Source organism: Eubacterium sp. BL-380-WT-2B (assembly GCF_009696115.1).
GTDB lineage: Bacteria > Bacillota > Clostridia > Eubacteriales > Eubacteriaceae > Eubacterium > Eubacterium callanderi.
This window is the reverse complement of record NZ_VUMP01000003.1, coordinates 136,957-152,583: the sequence shown is the minus strand read 5'-3', so window position 1 is coordinate 152,583 and position 15,627 is coordinate 136,957. Positions and strand designations below refer to the sequence as shown.

The window sequence follows — 15,627 nt, the reverse complement described above, 5'->3', positions numbered from 1 at the left end:
CGTGAGGGTCAATGGGTTTTGGAAAGAAATCCGGTCCGATTAAGCCAGTCTTCAAAAACCCGCAGCTGCTCGGGCGTATGGAAGTAATGCTCGCCGTCCGGCACGATCTCGAGGCCGCAGGAAAACCGGCTGGCAAAGGCTTCGACGGTGCCGCGCCCGCAGGTGTCGTCCCTGCCGCCGTACAGGATCTCAGTCGGCGCCGTCCATTTGCTGACAGGGTGCTCAATCACATAGGTATAGTAGTCCCAGTACAGGGTCTGGCCGATGGGGGTGGCGATGGTCTGCTCGCGTCTCAGCTGCTCCTCGGTAATCCCAAATCCGACCATCATGTTCTCGATCATGCGCCGCATATCCACCAGCGGCGACAAAAACCATGCCTTTTCCAGGGGCTCGCCGGAATAGGCCATGAGGCTGAAATACGCGCCGATGCTGTTTGCGAACAGGCTGACAGACTGCCACCGGGCCCTGGCCCAGCGCATGACCGCGGCCAGCTCCGCCACGCACGTCTGCACCTTGCAGAGGGTCGCCTCATCCCTGCGGTCTCCGTGCTCTGGGAGGTCAAAGCTCAGAACCTGACAGCCGCCGGCCATGTTATCGGCGTTTTCGGCCAGTATGCGGATGGGCTCATCGGCCTTGTGGGACTGGCTGCCGTGAACAGCGATGATGACCCTGTCCGCCGGACAGCCCTAAAGCAGGGCGGGGATGTTCTCAATTTTCAGGCGTTTTACAGTCATGGCTTGCGCTCCTCTCTGTTTTTGGCTGCCTCCCCGCCGGACAGGGCCTCAAGGTCTGCCTGCTCATAGCGGTTGTGGCCGGGAATGCCTTTCTTATACTTCCAGCAGACAATGGCCTCCTCCAGGGATTTGCCCGCGTTGTCCGCGAAAAAATCCCGGATATAGGTATTGTACTCAAACTGCCGGTCAATGGCCGTCTTTCCCTTTTTCTTCTCTTTTAAAATCTGATCATAGGCGGCGACGGCGTCCCGGTAGGTTTTTCCGGTATTGGCCTTCAGCCACTTCTGGAAAACCACGTTAAAGGAAAACCCGCGGCCAATCTTCTCCTTGAAAAAGGCCCGGTGCCTTTCGGAGCAGACAAAATCCGGCTCGATGGCCATCTCCTCTGTAATGGCGCCCTCCCGCGTTTTTCCCGGCCGGCTTCTGGCCGCCGGGGCCGTCACCCTGCCTGTGTCCAGAAAACAGGCGATGCGCTCGGTCAGCTCAAGCTTTCCGCCGGAAACCGGCAGGCCGTTCTGCCTGCAAAAGGCTGTCAGCTCTTCCTTCAGGTAGTAATAGCTTCGGAATGTTTTACTGTCCAGGCTTTTATCCAAATCGGGGCGCTCACTCATACCGCTCCCCCTTCCGCCCAGGCCTGGCCGCACAGGCCCTGGGCAAAGGCCCGGGCACGCTCTGCCTTTTCCGCATCCATAAAAACAGTCCCATAACCCATGTGCCTTTCGGCCAGCATACCCGCGTAGCGCAGCTGGGAGTGCCGGCAATACCGTGTCACCCCGGCCTCCCAGAGGTCGGCACCGGCTTCGGGCCTGTAGCCGCAGGTGGTGATGAGGGCCAGGTGTTTTCCGGCCCACAGAGAGGGTCCCTTCTCCTCGCCGTAGTATTTGTTCATGCCGTAAACCAGCCGGTCCAGCACTGCCTTCATGGGCGGGGTGCAGTACCATGAATAGATGGGCGTGGCCAGCACCAGCAGGTCGCACCCGAGCACCGCGTCAAAGATTTCCTGCATGTTGTCCTCCAGCGGGCAGCCGAAAATGCGCCAGTCCTTCTGGCAGCGCCGGCAGGCCACGCAGGGCTTTAAATCCCGGTCATACAGCCTTATGGACCCGCAGTCCCAGCCATTTTTTTCCATTTCCTCCGTAAAGGGCGCCAGCAGCTGCGCTGTGTTGCCATGCTTCCGGGGGCTTCCCTGTAATATACACGTTTTCATAATTTCCTCCTATCTCCCATTCTAACACACCCCGGCACTGCCGTCCATCGGCCAAATAAAAAAGGCCGGCGCGAAGCCGGTCTTTTCTGCCTTAAAAATTAAACACGCTTTCCCAGTCAAACCCGCCGGATTCCTCCAGGCTTTTGGGCCAGTGGCTGCACCAGTCCGGCACCGCGGGATTTTCGACCCGGTCCAGGCTTGGGGTGTAGGGCTTGATGTCCAGTACTGGGGTCTGGTCGGCGGCGTCGGTGTAGGCGATCTGGATCACGCCTGACGCGTGGTCGATACGGATAACCTGGGCAGTGCCCAGGGCGATGGGGTTGGGCCGTGCGGGTGACCGGGTGGCGAAAATCCCCATGACTTCGGGCGATCCCTTATAGGGGCTGGGGGCTTCGAGAACACTGCGGGCCTCGGTGGTGTCGCAGCCGTCAAACCAAAAGAGCAGGCTGATATGGCTGAAGCCCTCCAGACCCCGCAGGGCCGGAATGTAGGCTGGCTCAAGCCGGATAAACATCCCCTCTTCGTTAATATTGACGGTTCCGATGGGCTTTACTGTAAACTGGTTCACTGTGTGACCTCCTTTATTTGTTGTGCCTCCAGTTTAAACCATGACATCATGTCAAGGTCAAGGCCCGGGCGGATTTTATTTTTTGTCCCTCAGATTTCCACATGGAGATAGCCGCTCCCGTAATAGGGCAGCACATTCATGCCCAGCGCCTGAGCCATCTGGGCCAGGTCACCCACCGGCACGCCCGGGCAGTACAGGTCCGCCGCGTCGCCCCGTTTGTGGAAGGACCAGGGCACCCCGCCCACCTCGTCGTTACGCGCCTCGCACCGCACGCCGGAGGTGATGATAACCGGCGACCCGCAGGCGCAGCGCAGGGCTTCGATCTTATCGAGGAGCGCAGGGTTCATCTCGCAGGGCCACCCGCCGCAGTAGCCTGCGCAGTCGCACCGGTACTCGTCACGGGCGAAATGGGCAGTGGCCATGACCGGAGCCGGCGGGGGGGCCGGCTCTGGCGGGGGCATTGGGGCTTCCTCTGGCCCGGCGTTCTGGGCTTCCGGCGGTAAGGGCTCTGGCGGCTCTGACGCGGCGGTTTCTGTCTCTGGTCTTTTGGCCGCACCTCCCGCCCGATGCATCTGGCCTGCTAAAAAGCAGGCCGATGTTACCATGATGGCTGCTAAAATCAGCAGGACCACCTGTTTTTTTATTTTTACGTTCATGTTTTTACACGGTTACCAGTTCTTCTTTCCGTACGGTTTTGTCCACAAATTCGTAGCTTCTGAGCTTCTGGTAGGAAGCGCCGCCGGGCTGAAAGATGTTCTGGGCGATGACGATGTCGGCCGCGGCGATGATCTGCTCTTTGGTCACGTCTTCCAGATAGTCGGGCAGGCTGATGGTATCGGTATCGCCGTTATCTAACAGAAATTCCAGTTCCAGGGTTTTGCTGGTACTTGTCTCCATATACTGTCTCCTTTCCATTGATTCTTATTAAAGCCGCTGTCTTATGCGACCTCGCGGTTGTCATAATACATGGCGTTGTTGATGCTTTCCACAATGGGGGTCATTAAGGTCCCCAGTGCTTTGCCGGTTTTTACGATTGCCTCGGTGGTGGCCACGGACTCATCGGTGGTGACGCCGCCGATGGTCTTTAATTTTTTCTTGATCTTGCCGCCGACTTCGCCGTAGTTCAGGTTCATCTTAAGCTCGTTTTTAAGTGCAACGCGTTCATAAGCCATCTGCATCTCTCCTTTCGTTTTGATGTTCTCAGTATAGCATCATAAAACCGCCCGGTATATGGACAGTACAAAGTGCCCGGTTTGGCCGGTTTGGCCGGTGTTCTCCGGGCCAAAGCCGCCCAGGCAGGCGGTGAGCTGCTCCCGGGTATAGGCGCTCACGGCATCGCCGCGCTCGGCCCTGAAAATGGTCTTGACGCTGAGGCCGGTGGTTTCGGCCAGCTGGGGCTGGGTGAGGCCCTTTTCCAGACGCTGCTCCCGCACCCAGCGGCCAAAGTCTTTCATTCGTCCTCCGCCACCCACTGGAGCCGGAGCTGGAGGCCTGGGTGATCTTCCTCTGCCCGGTCCAGCTCTTCGGCAAAAAGGCTCTCGGCCTCCTCCAGGGTGCGGGCTCTGATGGTGCAGCGCAGGGTGCCCTCGGCCATGCAGTCATAGGCGGTGTACTCGGGCGATACGTAAAAGTGCTCGCCGTAGAGATCGGCGTAGCGGTCCTTTAAAATTCCCATGCTTTCTCCTCCTCTGCCTTTTGATCCCGGAGGGCCATGCCTGCCCAGAAGCGCTCGACCGGGTCGGGATACGCTGCCTCAAGCTGGCGCTCTTCCTCCTCGGTAAGCTTTGGCGGAATGTTGAAGCCGTTGGGGTTGGTGTCCGCATACCCTGGAATACTCTTTGTATTTATATATTTATTATTTATATCTGAATCAGAAGAAAACCGGTTTTGTTCCCGAGGGCGTTCCGGGTGGAATCCCGCCGGGTTTCCACTGCATTCCGCGGCGGGCTTCCAGAAGAAACCACTGCCGGAATGGGCTGCGGAACTCAGGCGAACCTGCCGCAGCCCGGTGTCGAAGGGAATCAGGGCGTACCGGGCGGGGGCGCCGCCGGAAGCCTTCTGGTATTCCAGCCGGGAATACCGGATGAGCTCCTGCCGGAGTTCCCAGAGGCGTTTCGAGGAGATTCCGTCCATGAAGGCGCGCAGCGCGCTGCTGTCCACCTCGAACCATACAGGCCAGTACCAGCTGCCGTCCTCGTCCTGGACGGCGGCGGCGTTGTTTTTGATAAAAAGGTACACCCAGAGGCCCAGAACCTCTAAAGACCTGCGCGGCCGTGCCATGAGCCAGGCCATAAAGCTCAGAAACTCAGTCACAAAGTTCATGGCTGCCACGCTCCAGTACAGGGTAGATGTTATTTTCGGCCAGCAGCCCGCGGATAAAGCGTTTGCCTTTCTGGGTCCACTGCAGGCTCTCCACCACCTTGACGCTGCCGTCTTTTTTGCGGATGGTGTCGGTGTTGGTGGCCGCGTAGCCTGCGTCCTGCCAGGCCTCGTACAAATACCAGCGCTTCCCTTTTTTGAACTGGACGCCCAGACTGTGGAGCAGGCGGTTCATAAAATCCGCGGTCATGCCGTAATCCTTGGCGATGCCGGTGATGGGGATGAGGGCCGTGCTGTCAAGGACACGCTTCGCGTAGTCGGCCTCTGCCCGCAGCCCGGCCATGACCTTCTCGGCCTCCAGCACCGCGGCGGCCAGCAGGGCCTTATCCTGGGGCATGGAGAGCGCCTGCCTGCGGAGCTGTTCCTCCATGGCGTTAAAAGCCTGGATGTACCGGAGCTTCCAGGAAAGGGCCTGGGCGCCGGTAAAGCCCATGACCAGCAGGGCAAAGCCGTCCCGGGTGATGAGGTATTCCTTCTGTGTTCTTCCGTACTGGTCGACATAAGTAGAGCTCATAAAAAGATCGGCGCAATTTTGTGCCGATGTCTCCCGCCTCAGCAGGGTAATACGCCTCAGCACGCTCTTGTGGGCCCGCTCAAAGTCCCGGGCCACCTGCCGGCTCCCTACCACAGGGCGGTTTTCCCACAGGGTGACCGCAATCTCTTTGTCCGTTTTTGAATTTTCTGCACAATGAACAAGGCCGCGGGATGTTTCCGGACCTTTGTTTTGGGTTTTCATCATTGTACCTCCTCAATCATCAGAAATTTCATCTTTTTGAGATGATACCGTGAGTTTACCCTATTCCTATGTCAATCACATCCTAAACCCAGTGCAAACCCCCGCCCCGGCCGGCGGCCCTCTCCACCACCCGGGCAAACCACTGCTCACCGCCTCCGGCTTTATCCCTCAGACGCTCCAGGGGATGCTGCGCTCTTCCATCCACTTCGTTAACGTTTTCACAATCGGGCATAAAAAGCCCGCAGGACAGCACAAAAACAGCCAGGCTCAGGAGCCATCTGTAAATGCGGTGAATGGTGTTTGGAGCGCAGGGCACATCGCGGCGGCCCTCGGCGATGGCCTGGTGCACCTCAGCGCTGTACTGGCGGCCGGGCACAACCCCCTGGGGCAGGTTGCGCTGCGGCCGGGTGTGCAGCGCGCAGGTCTCGCAGGTGCAGACCAGGCGTCGCGGCCGTATTTTCCTCCGGACGCCGTCCATGCCGATAACCACGCGCCAGAAGTGGTCGCGGACGCTCATGGGCGCGCTGCACCGCGGACAGTCCGGCATCTCCTCGTAAACAATCTTCAGGAGCTGCCCGGCTTCACAGTCCCTGCCGCTGGTCTCCCCCCTCACCATAATCTGCGCTTTGGATATGAGCATATTCTTCCTCCCCGGGCTCCCGGACGCCGCAGGCAATAAAAAACCGGCACACAGCGCCCATTGAGCGTCTGTGTGCCGGTTGATTGACATGTGTCCCGGAAACCACTATTTATTTTGGTGCTTTTAGCACTTTAATACTGTTTTTTTATTAGGGATATTATATCACATTCGGTTTGTTTTGTCTCGATTTTTTTATGCGCTGAGTTTTTCTTCCGGTCATTTTTCTTTATTCCAGCGCAGACGGCTTTACGGCCAGGCGGCTGCAACGCCGCGCACAACTTCGACAAATCTGCTGCTCTCATTAATCCACGGGCTGTGGCCCGAGTGCTCGAACCAGATGATCTCTTTGTGGGGCGCCTCGAGCCTGGCGGCGTAATCCTCTACCAGGGCAGTGGGCGCGTTAAGGTCGTGCCTTCCAGTCAGGAAGTAGACGGGCACCTCCAGTTTTGGGTAGTCCTCACGCAGATCGGTGTCGTACAGTTGGGGATAAACCTGGTTAAAGGTATCAACAATGCCCCGCAGGTAGTTCACCTTATCAAAAGCGCCGTATTCTGGTGAGAAGATATCCCGAAACGTGTGATAGCCAGGGTTTTCGACCTCGGGATTCTGGTTCATGGCATCGCCGAGATCCCCGAGGTACTCGGCGCTTTTCCAGGTAACATCCTCTCCATAATACGGCGGAGGGCCATTTTTCCTCAATTTTTCCACTTTACCCTCATCACCCCGGGCTTGAGCCAGCTCGAGGGATTTTTCGTAATCCAGCTTCTCAGTTTCCAGAAAGGCCACCATCTGCCCGGTGCCCATGAAGGCGTGATAGCGTTCCGGGTTCTCAGCGGCCAGAATGATTCCCAGGGCGCTCCCCCACGATTCTCCTACCAGATAGATCTTTTCCTTATTGAAGGTCTGGCAAAGATAGCTGGTCAGGGCGGCGCCGTCATCAATGTAGGTCTCAACGGTCAGGCTTTGGATGGGGGCCGCATTATAGGATTTTCCCGCACCGGGCTGATCCCAGTTCACTACCACAAAATCCTCCTCCAGCGCAGAAAGGGCGTGACGGACAGCCGCCATCTGTGTGCCGCCCGGCCCCCCGGCCAGAAAAAGCAGCACCGGGTTCTCCCGGTTCTCTCCCCGCAGGCTGATCCACTGCCTGCGGTCGTTGAGTTCAACAGCGCGCAGCTCAGCAATGGCGGCTTTTCTCTCCTGCCCTTCCTCGGCCCGGATTGGCGGCGAATGTGCAAGACGCTGACTTAAAAAGGCGCCGCCGCCCATCAATACAATCATGACCACTGCTGCCCATGCGGCTTTTTGGATGCCTGTTCTCTTTTTTAACCCTGCCATTTTTTCTCCTTTAATTTTTGACCAGCGGTCAAGTTTTCTCTATCATAACAGCTTTTTGACCGATGGTCAAGTTTTATTTTTGGCCGGATTATGTTATGATAATCTAAAAGAAAGGGGTGTTTATTATGGGAAAAAGGGATCTGATCCTGGATACCCTGCAAGAGCTGTTGGCTGAGGATAAAGGCGCTGCCTGCTCGGTGAGCGATATTGCCAAACGTGCAGGCATAGCCAAGGGCGGGCTTTATTACTATTTTAAATCGAAGGAAGCTGTCTTTGACGCGCTGGTAGAGCGCACCTATGATGATAATATTGCACGGTGCCGCGATCTGGTGTCCAGAAATGGCGGCACAGCGCCTGAAAAGCTCAAGGCCCTGTACCAGGCCTACCGCAGTCTCCAGACCTCGACTGACTTCGACCGCTACCTGCATCTGCCTCAAAATGCCTGTATCCATCAGAAATCTCTGGCCCGAATCCTGTCTGGCCTCTCGCCCATTGTGGCGGAGATCATCGGCCAGGGCGTGTTGGAGGGAAGCTTTACCTGCCCCTTGCCCCAGGAAACCGGTGAGATTATTCTGTCCGTATTCTGTTTTCTGCTCGACCCCGGTATTTTTGACTGGACACCCGAGCAGCTTGATCACAGGCTCCGGGCCACAGCGTCCCTGATTGAGGCCGGCCTCGGCGCCGAGCCGGGCAGCCTGGACTTTTTCTATACCCTATCCTGAAAACAGCGCACAGCGTTTTATTGTCTGTGCGCTGTTTTCTTTTTGTCAAATATTGCGGTTTGGCAAGAAAATCGCAAGGTTTTAACCATAGGATTTTATAGCCGCTGTACGTATACTGTTAGAGTGCTTACGGGCACAGCTTAAGAAATTAACGGAAGGAGATGAAACACCTTGGACAGTTGCAGTAACAGCGGAACCGACAAAACGATCAGAAAAGCAGGCCTGCGGGCAGGCGGCGTGCCCGCCGTATCCCCAGGCGGCAGACTGCCCTCCGGGTGTTGATACCTCTGCCTTTTTTCCATAATCTGTTTTCCATCGTTTATGTTTTCCACTTACTGTTGCATACCCAAACCCCAGGAAGCTTTCGGAAATGAAGGGATATGCGCTGAAGCGGCATAAGGCGGTGGTTTTTTTATGCCCTTTTTCAGTCTTTCCCAGAAACACAGAAGGAGTGTGGCACCAATGAACCTATACTGCATTATTTTCGGGCTGATCTTTCTGGCGGCCGGAGCCGCCTTTTTCGCCGGGCTGACCCCTGGCTGGCTCAACGTCTGGCAGAGAATGTCCGAACGTGAAAAAAGCAAAATACGCATTGACCGGCTCAGCCGGAACATCGGATGTGTGGTGGGCGCTGCCAGCGCTGTATTTCTGGCCGCTGGCCTTAACCCGGCGTTCCACCACGCTGCGTTCATGTGGTGCATGATTGCCTGGTTTATCCTGACCGGCCTTGATATTGCTTTTATCAACCACTCAGGCTGGTACAAATCGGAGTAAGCAAGCCCTGCATTCACGCACCGCACCATTATTATCAGGAGGTATGGACCCATGAACAGGATTCAAAAAAACAACGGAGCTGTAAAAAAGAGAATTGACAGCGCTGCCCGCAGAGAACAGGCCAGCGCAGTCATCCATTTTGCAGCGGCCAGCAAAATCCCTGCGGTTTTAAAAAAATTCAATACCACGCTGGGGGGCCTGACGGAAAAGGATGTGACCGCCAGCCGCAGCGCCTATGGTAACAACAAAGTCACCCATGAAAAGAAGAAAACACTGCCGAGAAGGCTGGCGGAAGCCTTCATTAACCCCTTTACTGCCATTTTATTCTGCCTTACCTTTGTGTCTGCGATCACCGACATTATTCTGCCGCTTATCCAGAATTCACCGGATGACTTCAGCCTGCAGACTGTCGTCATTATTCTGACCATGGTTCTGATCTCAGGAACCCTGCGCTTTTTTCAGGAATCCCGTTCCGGCAGCGCGGCCGAAAAGCTGCTGGGCATGATCACAACCACCTGCACCGTTGACCGCGAGGGCGGCGCCACCCAGGAGATCCCTCTGGACGAGGCCGTCGTCGGGGACATCATCCACCTTTCCGCCGGCGACATGATCCCCGCGGACGCGCGGATTATCCACGCCAAGGATCTGTTCGTCAGCCAGGCGGCCCTGACCGGCGAAAGCGAACCCACCGAAAAAACCCCACTTGCCTGCGACGGCACAGCCGGCACCGTCACCGACTATACGAACATTGTCTTTATGGGCAGCAATGTCATCAGCGGCAGCGCCACCGCGGTCATCATCTCTGTGGGTGACGACACGCTCTTTGGCTCCATGGCTTCCTCTGTGGCGGGGGAAGCTGTGGAAACAAGCTTTACCAAGGGCGTCAACGCCATCTCCTGGGTGCTTATCCGCTTTATGTTTGTCATGGTACCCGTGGTCTTTGTCATCAACGGGCTGACCAAGGGCGACTGGCTGGAGGCTTTCCTCTTCGGCATTTCCATCGCTGTCGGGCTGACCCCGGAAATGCTGCCCATGATCGTCACCACCTGCCTGGCCAAGGGCGCGGTGTCCATGTCCAAGAAAAAAACCATTGTCAAAAACCTGAACGCCATCCAGAACTTCGGGGCCATGGATATTCTCTGCACCGACAAGACCGGCACCCTGACCCAGGAACGCGTGGTGCTGGAGTATTCTCTGGACGTGATGGGCAATAAGGACAACCGGGTGCTCCGCCACGCCTACCTCAACAGCTATTTCCAGACAGGGTATAAAAACCTGATGGACCACGCCATTATCCGCAAGACCGAGGAGGAGGAAGCCTCTGACCCAAGGCTGACGGACCTGTCCGAAACCTACACCAAGGTGGATGAAATCCCTTTTGATTTCGCCCGCCGCCGCCTTTCCACTGTGGTCAGCGACAAAAACGGCAAGACCCAGATGGTCACCAAGGGGGCGGTGGAGGAAATGCTCTCGATCTGCGCCTTTGCGGAGTACAGGGGCAGGGTTGAGCCGCTGACCGACGAAATCCGGGAAAATATCCTGAAGACTGTCGACGCCTACAACAACGACGGCATGCGGGTCATCGCTGTCGCCCAGAAGACAAACCCGTCGCCGGTGGGCACCTTTGGCGTGAAGGACGAGTGCGGCATGGTGCTCATGGGCTACCTTGCCTTTCTGGACCCGCCAAAAGAATCTGCCTTCGCGGCCATTAAGGCGCTGCGGGAATACGGTGTGACTACCAAGATTCTGACCGGGGACAACGAAAAGGTCACTCAGTTTATCTGCCGCCAGGTGGGCCTTAAGATCAACAACCTGCTCCTGGGCTCCGACATTGACAAAATGGATGATTTCACCCTGGCAAAGATGGCGGAGCGCACCGATGTGTTCGCCAAGCTCTCACCCGACCAGAAGGCCCGCATTGTCACAGTGCTGCGCGAAAAGGGCCATACAGTCGGCTTTATGGGTGACGGCATCAACGACGCGGCGGCCATGAAATCGGCCGACGTCGGTATCTCTGTGGACAGCGCGGTGGACATTGCCAAGGAATCCGCGGACATTATCCTCCTTGAAAAGGACCTGATGATCCTGGAGCAGGGCATCATCGAGGGGCGCAAGACCTACGCCAACATGAACAAGTACATCAAGATGACGGCCTCCTCAAATTTTGGGAATATGTTCTCGGTGCTGGCCGCCTCTGCCCTGCTGCCCTTTTTACCCATGCAGAGCGCGCAGCTGATCTTTTTAAACCTGATCTATGACCTGACCTGCACCGCCATCCCCTGGGACAACGTGGACGAGGACTTTCTGAAACGGCCCCGCAACTGGGACGCCTCATCGGTGGGCAGCTTTATGCTCTGGCTCGGGCCCACAAGCTCCATCTTCGACTGGACCACCTATGCCGTCATGTACTTTGTGTTCTGCCCCATGTTCATATCCGGCGGCGTCCTGTACAATGACCTGGCGGCCCATTTCTCCGGCGCCGAGCTGGCCCAGATGCAGATAAACTATACGGCGCTGTTCCAGGCCGGCTGGTTTGTGGAATCCATGTGGAGCCAGACCATGGTCATCCATATGATCCGCACCGACAAGCTGCCCTTTATCCAGAGCCGGGCCTCCGCGGGCCTTACCCTGCTTACCTTTATCGGGTGCGGGGTGGTTACAGCCCTGCCCTTTACCGCTTTTGGCGCGAGCCTGGGCTTCATGCCGCTGCCATCCCTCTATTTTGCCTACCTGGCCCCATGCATTATCCTGTACATGTGCCTTGCCACCAGTGTGAAAAAAGCCTATGTACGGCATTTCGGGGACCTTCTCTAAAACGAAAGGAGTATGATGATGAACTTTAATATGCTTTGGTTAAGCCTTTTTAACACTACGGAGCTGCTGGGCGTCAACCTCGGCTTTTGGGCCGCCATGCTGGTCTGCCTGCTGGCTGTGGTTGTAATGAACGCAGTGCTCTGGGGCCTTAAGCCTCAAAAACAGGCGGTGCAGTCTGCCGCGCAGGCCCGCGCCCACAGCCGGCCGCGGTAAGCCTGCGGCTTTCTGAAATAACAACCGAAGGGGGTGTCACGATGAACATCTATGATTTTGTATTCCGTCTTGGCGTCGCGCTGCTGCTCGGCTTTATCATTGGACTGGAGCGCCAGTTCACCGGGCACCCTGCCGGCATCCGGACCAATATTCTTATCTGCCTGGGAACCTGCCTGTTTTTACAGCTTCCCATGGTGATCGAGCTTTACTCCGACATCGGCCGTATCGAGAGCTACATTATCTCGGGGGTCGGTTTTTTATGCAGCGGCGTCATCTTCAAGGAGGGCGGAAACGTCAAGGGGCTCAACACTGCCGCCACACTCTGGTGCACTGCGGCGGTGGGCTGCTTCTTGGCAACCGGCAGAATCCTTTTCGCCCTGGTGGCAGCGCTGATCCTCATAGCGGCCAATATCCTCTCCCGCCCGGTGGCCAGGCGGATCTACCCGCTGGTCAATTTCTCTGAGACGGACAACCGCTACACCGTATCCGTTGTGTGCGACGAGCGGTATGAGGGCCGCCTGCGCAGCTACCTCATCAACGCGGTGCGGAACCGGAAAATGTACCTGGTAAGCCTGGACAGCAACGACCTGCCCGGCGGCCGCATCGAGATCATCGCAGAATACACCTGCTTTTACCGGAACCCCATCCCTGTCATTGAGCAGATCACCACGAGCTGCCTGAAAAATGAGGACAAGGTTTCCGCCAAGTGGGAGCAGGTTCAGTAGCCGGGCTTATGTCCGGCTTTTTTAATCGCAAGAAATCGCAAGAATTTTTACATGTAAGGTGTGCTACAATAGGAACCAGCAAAATGAAATTTTCAGGAAGAAGGTGTTCCCTTGAAAAAAACATCGCCCTTAAATGAACGGATCAAAAAATACGCCCACTCCGATGCCGCCGCCCTGTACCGGGACCTGGGCACCACCAAAAACGGGCTGCGGCTAGACCAGATCGGCGCCATGAAGGAAAAATACGGGGCCAACACCGGGGTTGCCGGAAAGGCCGAGGCCATGAGCGCCCGACTCCGCCGGGCTTTTGTCAACCCCTTTACGGTGATCCTGTTTGTGCTGGGCCTGGTCGCCCTGGCCACTGACCTCTGGTACAGCGGCAGCTCCCCCAGAAACACCGGCACAGTGGTCATCATCGCTGTGATGATCCTCATCAGCGGCACCGTGCGCCTGACCCAGGAGCTGCGTTCCAAGCGCGCCTATGACCGGCTCGACCGGCTGGTCCACACCCATGCGGATGTAAAGCGGGACGGTGTGCGCCTCGCCCTCCCCGCCGAGGAGCTGGTGGTGGGCGACCATGTTTTCCTGGCTGCCGGCGACCGCGTCCCGGCGGATATACGCCTCACCCATACCGAGGACCTCTTTGTCTCCCAGTCGGCCGTCACTGGCGAGAGCGGCATCCTGGAAAAGGACAGCCGGGTTTACAGCTGTCAGGAGGAGATGGCCTTCTCCCAATATCAAAACCTTGTCTTTATGGGCACCACCGTCATCAGCGGAAAGGGCGAGGGCACAGTGCTGGCTGTGGGGCGGGAGACCCTGTACGGCAGCTTTAAAGGGCCGGACGCGCTGTCCCCGGCCAGTTTTGAAAAGGGCGCCGCCTCCATCGCCTGGGTATTGTTCCGGTTTATGGCTGTGCTGGTGCCCATTGTCTTTGTGGCCGCGGGCGTCACCAAGGGCAGCTGGGTGGAGGCTTTTCTCTTCGCCCTCTCAGTGGCTGTGGGGCTCACGCCGGAAATGTTGCCCATGGTCATCACCTCCTGCCTGGCAAAGGGCAGCGTCGCCATGTCAAAAAAGCAGACCATTATCCGGGACATCAACGCCATGCAGGGCTTTGGCAGCATGGATATCCTGTGTATGGATAAAACCGGTACCCTGACCAATGCGGGCATCCTCCTGGAATATTACATGGATATCCTGGGTAATGAGAGCGAGGCGGTGCTCCGCTTCGCCTACCTCAACAGCCTGTACCACTCCGGCGTCAGGAACCCCATCGACGCCGCGATTCTGGAATGCCGGACCATGCCGGGAAAAGGGGACGCCTGCGCCGCCCTGGCCAGGCAGTACCAAAAGGTGGATGAGATTCCCTTTGACTATAACCGGAAGTACGCCAGCATCCTCCTGGCCGGCAGCGGCGGGCATACCCTGGTCATGAAGGGCGATGTGGAGGCGGTTTTTTCCCGCTGTGCCTTTGTGGAGTACCAGGGCGCTGTCCGCCCCATTACCCGGGACGGCCGAGCCAGCCTGGACGCGGTGGTGGCCGAGATGCTGGAGGACGGCATGAAGGTGGTGGCTGTAGCCCGGAAAGACCTGAACAGCCAGAGCCATGTCACCACAGACGACGAGCGGGACATGATCCTGATGGGCTATCTGGCGTTCTTTGACGCGCCCAAGCGCACCGCGGCCCAGTCCATTGCCGGGCTGAGAGCACTGCAGGTCCAGACCAAAATCCTGACCGGCGACCATCAGCAGATCGCCCGCTCGGTCTGCCAGCGGATCGGCGTCGACGCAGACAGCCTGCTCACCGGCACAGAGCTGGACGCCCTGTCCGACCTGGAGCTGCGCCGCGCCGCGGAAAAAACCGCTGTCTTTGCCGAGCTGAGCCCGAGCCAGAAGGTGCGGATCGTGGAGTCTCTGCAGGAAAACGGCCACACCGTGGGCTTTCTGGGCGACGGCACGAACGATATTCCGGCAATCTGCCAGGCCGATGTTGGCATCTCGGTGGATACCGCCGTGGACGCGGCAAAGGACATGGCGGACGTCATCCTGCTGCAAAAGGATCTGAACGTCCTGGAGGCCGGCATTCTGGAGGGACGAAAGACCTTTACCAACATGACCAAATACATCAAAATCACCGCCAGCTCAAACTTTGGCAACATACTCTCCATTGTCTTTGCCAGCGCCTTCCTGCCCTTTCTGCCGATGGCGGCCATCCAGCTCCTGCTGCTGAACCTGCTCTACGACACCCTGTGCATTGTGCTTCCCTGGGACCACGTGGACAGTGGGGCCTGCGCCTCCCCCAGGGACTGGTCGGGAAAAACTTTGGGGCGGTTCATGGGGTTTTTCGGGCCCATCAGCTCACTGTTCGACGGGATCACCTTTCTGTTTCTGTACTTTGTGCTGTGCCCCTCCCTTACCGGCGGCCTGCTCTATACCCAGCTCACCGACCCGGCCCTGCAGCTCCAGTACATGGCGGTATTCCAGACCGGGTGGTTTTTAGAATCCATGTGGACCCAGGTGCTCATCCTGCATATGCTGCGCACCGAAAAAATCCCGTTTCTGCAGAGCCGGCCCTCTGCCCCGGTCATGCTCATCACCGTTGCCGGTATCCTGCTGTTCACCGGGCTTTCCTTTACCCCGCTGTTCAGCGTGCTGGGGCTGACCATCCTCCCGCCGCGCTACTTTGGCTTTCTGCTGGCTGTCGTGGCGGCCTACATGCTGCTGACCACTGTGCTGAAACGGCTCTACACCGCGAAATACGGCGAACTGATCTAGAAAGG

At 57.4% G+C, this 15,627-nt stretch carries 19 protein-coding genes; 6 read left to right on the top strand and 13 right to left on the bottom strand.

Features of this window, described 5'->3' with window-relative positions; all coding sequences use genetic code 11:
- Positions 1-8: 8 nt before the first annotated feature.
- The 13 genes from FYJ53_RS06860 to FYJ53_RS06800 all read right to left on the bottom strand — a co-directional run bounded on the left by FYJ53_RS06860 (position 9) and on the right by FYJ53_RS06800 (position 7,602).
- Positions 9-590, bottom strand: a complete 582-nt coding sequence (locus FYJ53_RS06860) for an alpha/beta hydrolase (protein ID WP_320075088.1) — start codon at positions 588-590, stop codon at positions 9-11.
- A gap of 140 nt (positions 591-730) precedes the next feature.
- The gene (locus FYJ53_RS06855) at positions 731-1,345 is read right to left on the bottom strand and encodes a DUF6434 domain-containing protein (protein WP_013379791.1); all 615 of its coding nucleotides are present in this window, start codon (positions 1,343-1,345) and stop codon (positions 731-733) included.
- Positions 1,342-1,941: a flavodoxin family protein gene (locus FYJ53_RS06850; RefSeq protein ID WP_013379790.1), complete on the bottom strand. Its 600-nt coding sequence runs from the start codon at positions 1,939-1,941 to the stop codon at positions 1,342-1,344. The genes FYJ53_RS06855 and FYJ53_RS06850 overlap by 4 nt, the downstream gene beginning before the upstream one ends.
- A gap of 91 nt (positions 1,942-2,032) precedes the next feature.
- Positions 2,033-2,509 carry an SAM-dependent methyltransferase gene (locus tag FYJ53_RS06845; protein WP_013379789.1) on the bottom strand — a complete coding sequence of 159 codons (477 nt, stop codon included), beginning with the start codon at positions 2,507-2,509 and terminating at the stop codon, positions 2,033-2,035.
- Positions 2,510-2,598: 89 nt separating this feature from the next.
- Entirely contained in the window at positions 2,599-3,165 is a 567-nt protein-coding gene (locus FYJ53_RS06840) for a D-Ala-D-Ala carboxypeptidase family metallohydrolase (RefSeq protein ID WP_013379788.1), read from the bottom strand.
- A 4-nt stretch (positions 3,166-3,169) separates the two neighbouring features.
- Positions 3,170-3,406: a DUF2922 domain-containing protein gene (locus FYJ53_RS06835; protein ID WP_013379787.1), complete on the bottom strand. Its 237-nt coding sequence runs from the start codon at positions 3,404-3,406 to the stop codon at positions 3,170-3,172.
- Between the two features lie 41 nt (positions 3,407-3,447).
- Positions 3,448-3,681 (bottom strand): hypothetical protein, encoded by a 234-nt coding sequence (locus tag FYJ53_RS06830; protein ID WP_013379786.1) that lies wholly within the window; start codon positions 3,679-3,681, stop codon positions 3,448-3,450.
- A 39-nt stretch (positions 3,682-3,720) separates the two neighbouring features.
- Positions 3,721-3,963 carry a helix-turn-helix domain-containing protein gene (locus FYJ53_RS06825; protein WP_013379785.1) on the bottom strand — a complete coding sequence of 81 codons (243 nt, stop codon included), beginning with the start codon at positions 3,961-3,963 and terminating at the stop codon, positions 3,721-3,723.
- Complete coding sequence (locus FYJ53_RS06820) at positions 3,960-4,184, bottom strand: hypothetical protein (RefSeq protein WP_013379784.1); 225 nt, start codon at positions 4,182-4,184, stop codon at positions 3,960-3,962. The genes FYJ53_RS06825 and FYJ53_RS06820 overlap by 4 nt, the downstream gene beginning before the upstream one ends.
- The gene (locus FYJ53_RS06815; protein ID WP_013379783.1) at positions 4,172-4,831 is read right to left on the bottom strand and encodes a hypothetical protein; all 660 of its coding nucleotides are present in this window, start codon (positions 4,829-4,831) and stop codon (positions 4,172-4,174) included. Before FYJ53_RS06815 ends, FYJ53_RS06820 begins: the two co-directional genes overlap by 13 nt.
- Positions 4,815-5,624: a Rha family transcriptional regulator gene (locus FYJ53_RS06810; protein WP_050814045.1), complete on the bottom strand. Its 810-nt coding sequence runs from the start codon at positions 5,622-5,624 to the stop codon at positions 4,815-4,817. The genes FYJ53_RS06815 and FYJ53_RS06810 overlap by 17 nt, the downstream gene beginning before the upstream one ends.
- Before the next feature lie 82 nt (positions 5,625-5,706).
- Positions 5,707-6,264 (bottom strand): DUF6431 domain-containing protein, encoded by a 558-nt coding sequence (locus tag FYJ53_RS06805; RefSeq protein ID WP_013379781.1) that lies wholly within the window; start codon positions 6,262-6,264, stop codon positions 5,707-5,709.
- 246 nt (positions 6,265-6,510) lie between these two features.
- Positions 6,511-7,602 carry an alpha/beta fold hydrolase gene (locus FYJ53_RS06800; RefSeq protein WP_013379778.1) on the bottom strand — a complete coding sequence of 364 codons (1,092 nt, stop codon included), beginning with the start codon at positions 7,600-7,602 and terminating at the stop codon, positions 6,511-6,513.
- 125 nt (positions 7,603-7,727) lie between these two features.
- Between FYJ53_RS06800 and FYJ53_RS06795 the strand changes: the two genes are divergently transcribed.
- The 6 genes from FYJ53_RS06795 to mgtA (FYJ53_RS06770) all read left to right on the top strand — a co-directional run bounded on the left by FYJ53_RS06795 (position 7,728) and on the right by mgtA (FYJ53_RS06770) (position 15,622).
- Positions 7,728-8,324: a TetR/AcrR family transcriptional regulator gene (locus FYJ53_RS06795; RefSeq protein ID WP_013379777.1), complete on the top strand. Its 597-nt coding sequence runs from the start codon at positions 7,728-7,730 to the stop codon at positions 8,322-8,324.
- Positions 8,325-8,786: 462 nt separating this feature from the next.
- Positions 8,787-9,098 carry a DUF3784 domain-containing protein gene (locus tag FYJ53_RS06790; protein ID WP_013379774.1) on the top strand — a complete coding sequence of 104 codons (312 nt, stop codon included), beginning with the start codon at positions 8,787-8,789 and terminating at the stop codon, positions 9,096-9,098.
- A gap of 51 nt (positions 9,099-9,149) precedes the next feature.
- The gene (mgtA, locus tag FYJ53_RS06785; RefSeq protein WP_013379773.1) at positions 9,150-11,912 is read left to right on the top strand and encodes a magnesium-translocating P-type ATPase; all 2,763 of its coding nucleotides are present in this window, start codon (positions 9,150-9,152) and stop codon (positions 11,910-11,912) included.
- Between the two features lie 18 nt (positions 11,913-11,930).
- Entirely contained in the window at positions 11,931-12,125 is a 195-nt protein-coding gene (locus FYJ53_RS06780) for a conjugal transfer protein (protein ID WP_013379772.1), read from the top strand.
- Between the two features lie 41 nt (positions 12,126-12,166).
- Positions 12,167-12,850: an MgtC/SapB family protein gene (locus FYJ53_RS06775; RefSeq protein WP_013379771.1), complete on the top strand. Its 684-nt coding sequence runs from the start codon at positions 12,167-12,169 to the stop codon at positions 12,848-12,850.
- Positions 12,851-12,961: 111 nt separating this feature from the next.
- The gene (gene mgtA / locus FYJ53_RS06770; RefSeq protein ID WP_013379770.1) at positions 12,962-15,622 is read left to right on the top strand and encodes a magnesium-translocating P-type ATPase; all 2,661 of its coding nucleotides are present in this window, start codon (positions 12,962-12,964) and stop codon (positions 15,620-15,622) included.
- Positions 15,623-15,627 lie beyond the last annotated feature (5 nt).

What these genes read in the sequence shown, in the direction of transcription:
- FYJ53_RS06860 (WP_320075088.1), bottom strand. Translation starts at nt 590, where the DNA reads ATGGCCGGCGGCTGTCAGGTTCTGAGCTTTGACCTCCCAGAGCACGGA.
- FYJ53_RS06855 (WP_013379791.1), bottom strand. Translation starts at nt 1,345, where the DNA reads ATGAGTGAGCGCCCCGATTTGGATAAAAGCCTGGACAGTAAAACATTC.
- FYJ53_RS06850 (WP_013379790.1), bottom strand. Translation starts at nt 1,941, where the DNA reads ATGAAAACGTGTATATTACAGGGAAGCCCCCGGAAGCATGGCAACACA.
- FYJ53_RS06840 (WP_013379788.1), bottom strand. Translation starts at nt 3,165, where the DNA reads ATGAACGTAAAAATAAAAAAACAGGTGGTCCTGCTGATTTTAGCAGCC.
- FYJ53_RS06835 (WP_013379787.1), bottom strand. Translation starts at nt 3,406, where the DNA reads ATGGAGACAAGTACCAGCAAAACCCTGGAACTGGAATTTCTGTTAGAT.
- FYJ53_RS06830 (WP_013379786.1), bottom strand. Translation starts at nt 3,681, where the DNA reads ATGGCTTATGAACGCGTTGCACTTAAAAACGAGCTTAAGATGAACCTG.
- FYJ53_RS06825 (WP_013379785.1), bottom strand. Translation starts at nt 3,963, where the DNA reads ATGAAAGACTTTGGCCGCTGGGTGCGGGAGCAGCGTCTGGAAAAGGGC.
- FYJ53_RS06820 (WP_013379784.1), bottom strand. Translation starts at nt 4,184, where the DNA reads ATGGGAATTTTAAAGGACCGCTACGCCGATCTCTACGGCGAGCACTTT.
- FYJ53_RS06815 (WP_013379783.1), bottom strand. Translation starts at nt 4,831, where the DNA reads ATGAACTTTGTGACTGAGTTTCTGAGCTTTATGGCCTGGCTCATGGCA.
- FYJ53_RS06810 (WP_050814045.1), bottom strand. Translation starts at nt 5,624, where the DNA reads ATGAAAACCCAAAACAAAGGTCCGGAAACATCCCGCGGCCTTGTTCAT.
- FYJ53_RS06805 (WP_013379781.1), bottom strand. Translation starts at nt 6,264, where the DNA reads ATGCTCATATCCAAAGCGCAGATTATGGTGAGGGGGGAGACCAGCGGC.
- FYJ53_RS06800 (WP_013379778.1), bottom strand. Translation starts at nt 7,602, where the DNA reads ATGGCAGGGTTAAAAAAGAGAACAGGCATCCAAAAAGCCGCATGGGCA.
- FYJ53_RS06795 (WP_013379777.1), top strand. Translation starts at nt 7,728, where the DNA reads ATGGGAAAAAGGGATCTGATCCTGGATACCCTGCAAGAGCTGTTGGCT.
- FYJ53_RS06790 (WP_013379774.1), top strand. Translation starts at nt 8,787, where the DNA reads ATGAACCTATACTGCATTATTTTCGGGCTGATCTTTCTGGCGGCCGGA.
- mgtA (WP_013379773.1), top strand. Translation starts at nt 9,150, where the DNA reads ATGAACAGGATTCAAAAAAACAACGGAGCTGTAAAAAAGAGAATTGAC.
- FYJ53_RS06780 (WP_013379772.1), top strand. Translation starts at nt 11,931, where the DNA reads ATGAACTTTAATATGCTTTGGTTAAGCCTTTTTAACACTACGGAGCTG.
- FYJ53_RS06775 (WP_013379771.1), top strand. Translation starts at nt 12,167, where the DNA reads ATGAACATCTATGATTTTGTATTCCGTCTTGGCGTCGCGCTGCTGCTC.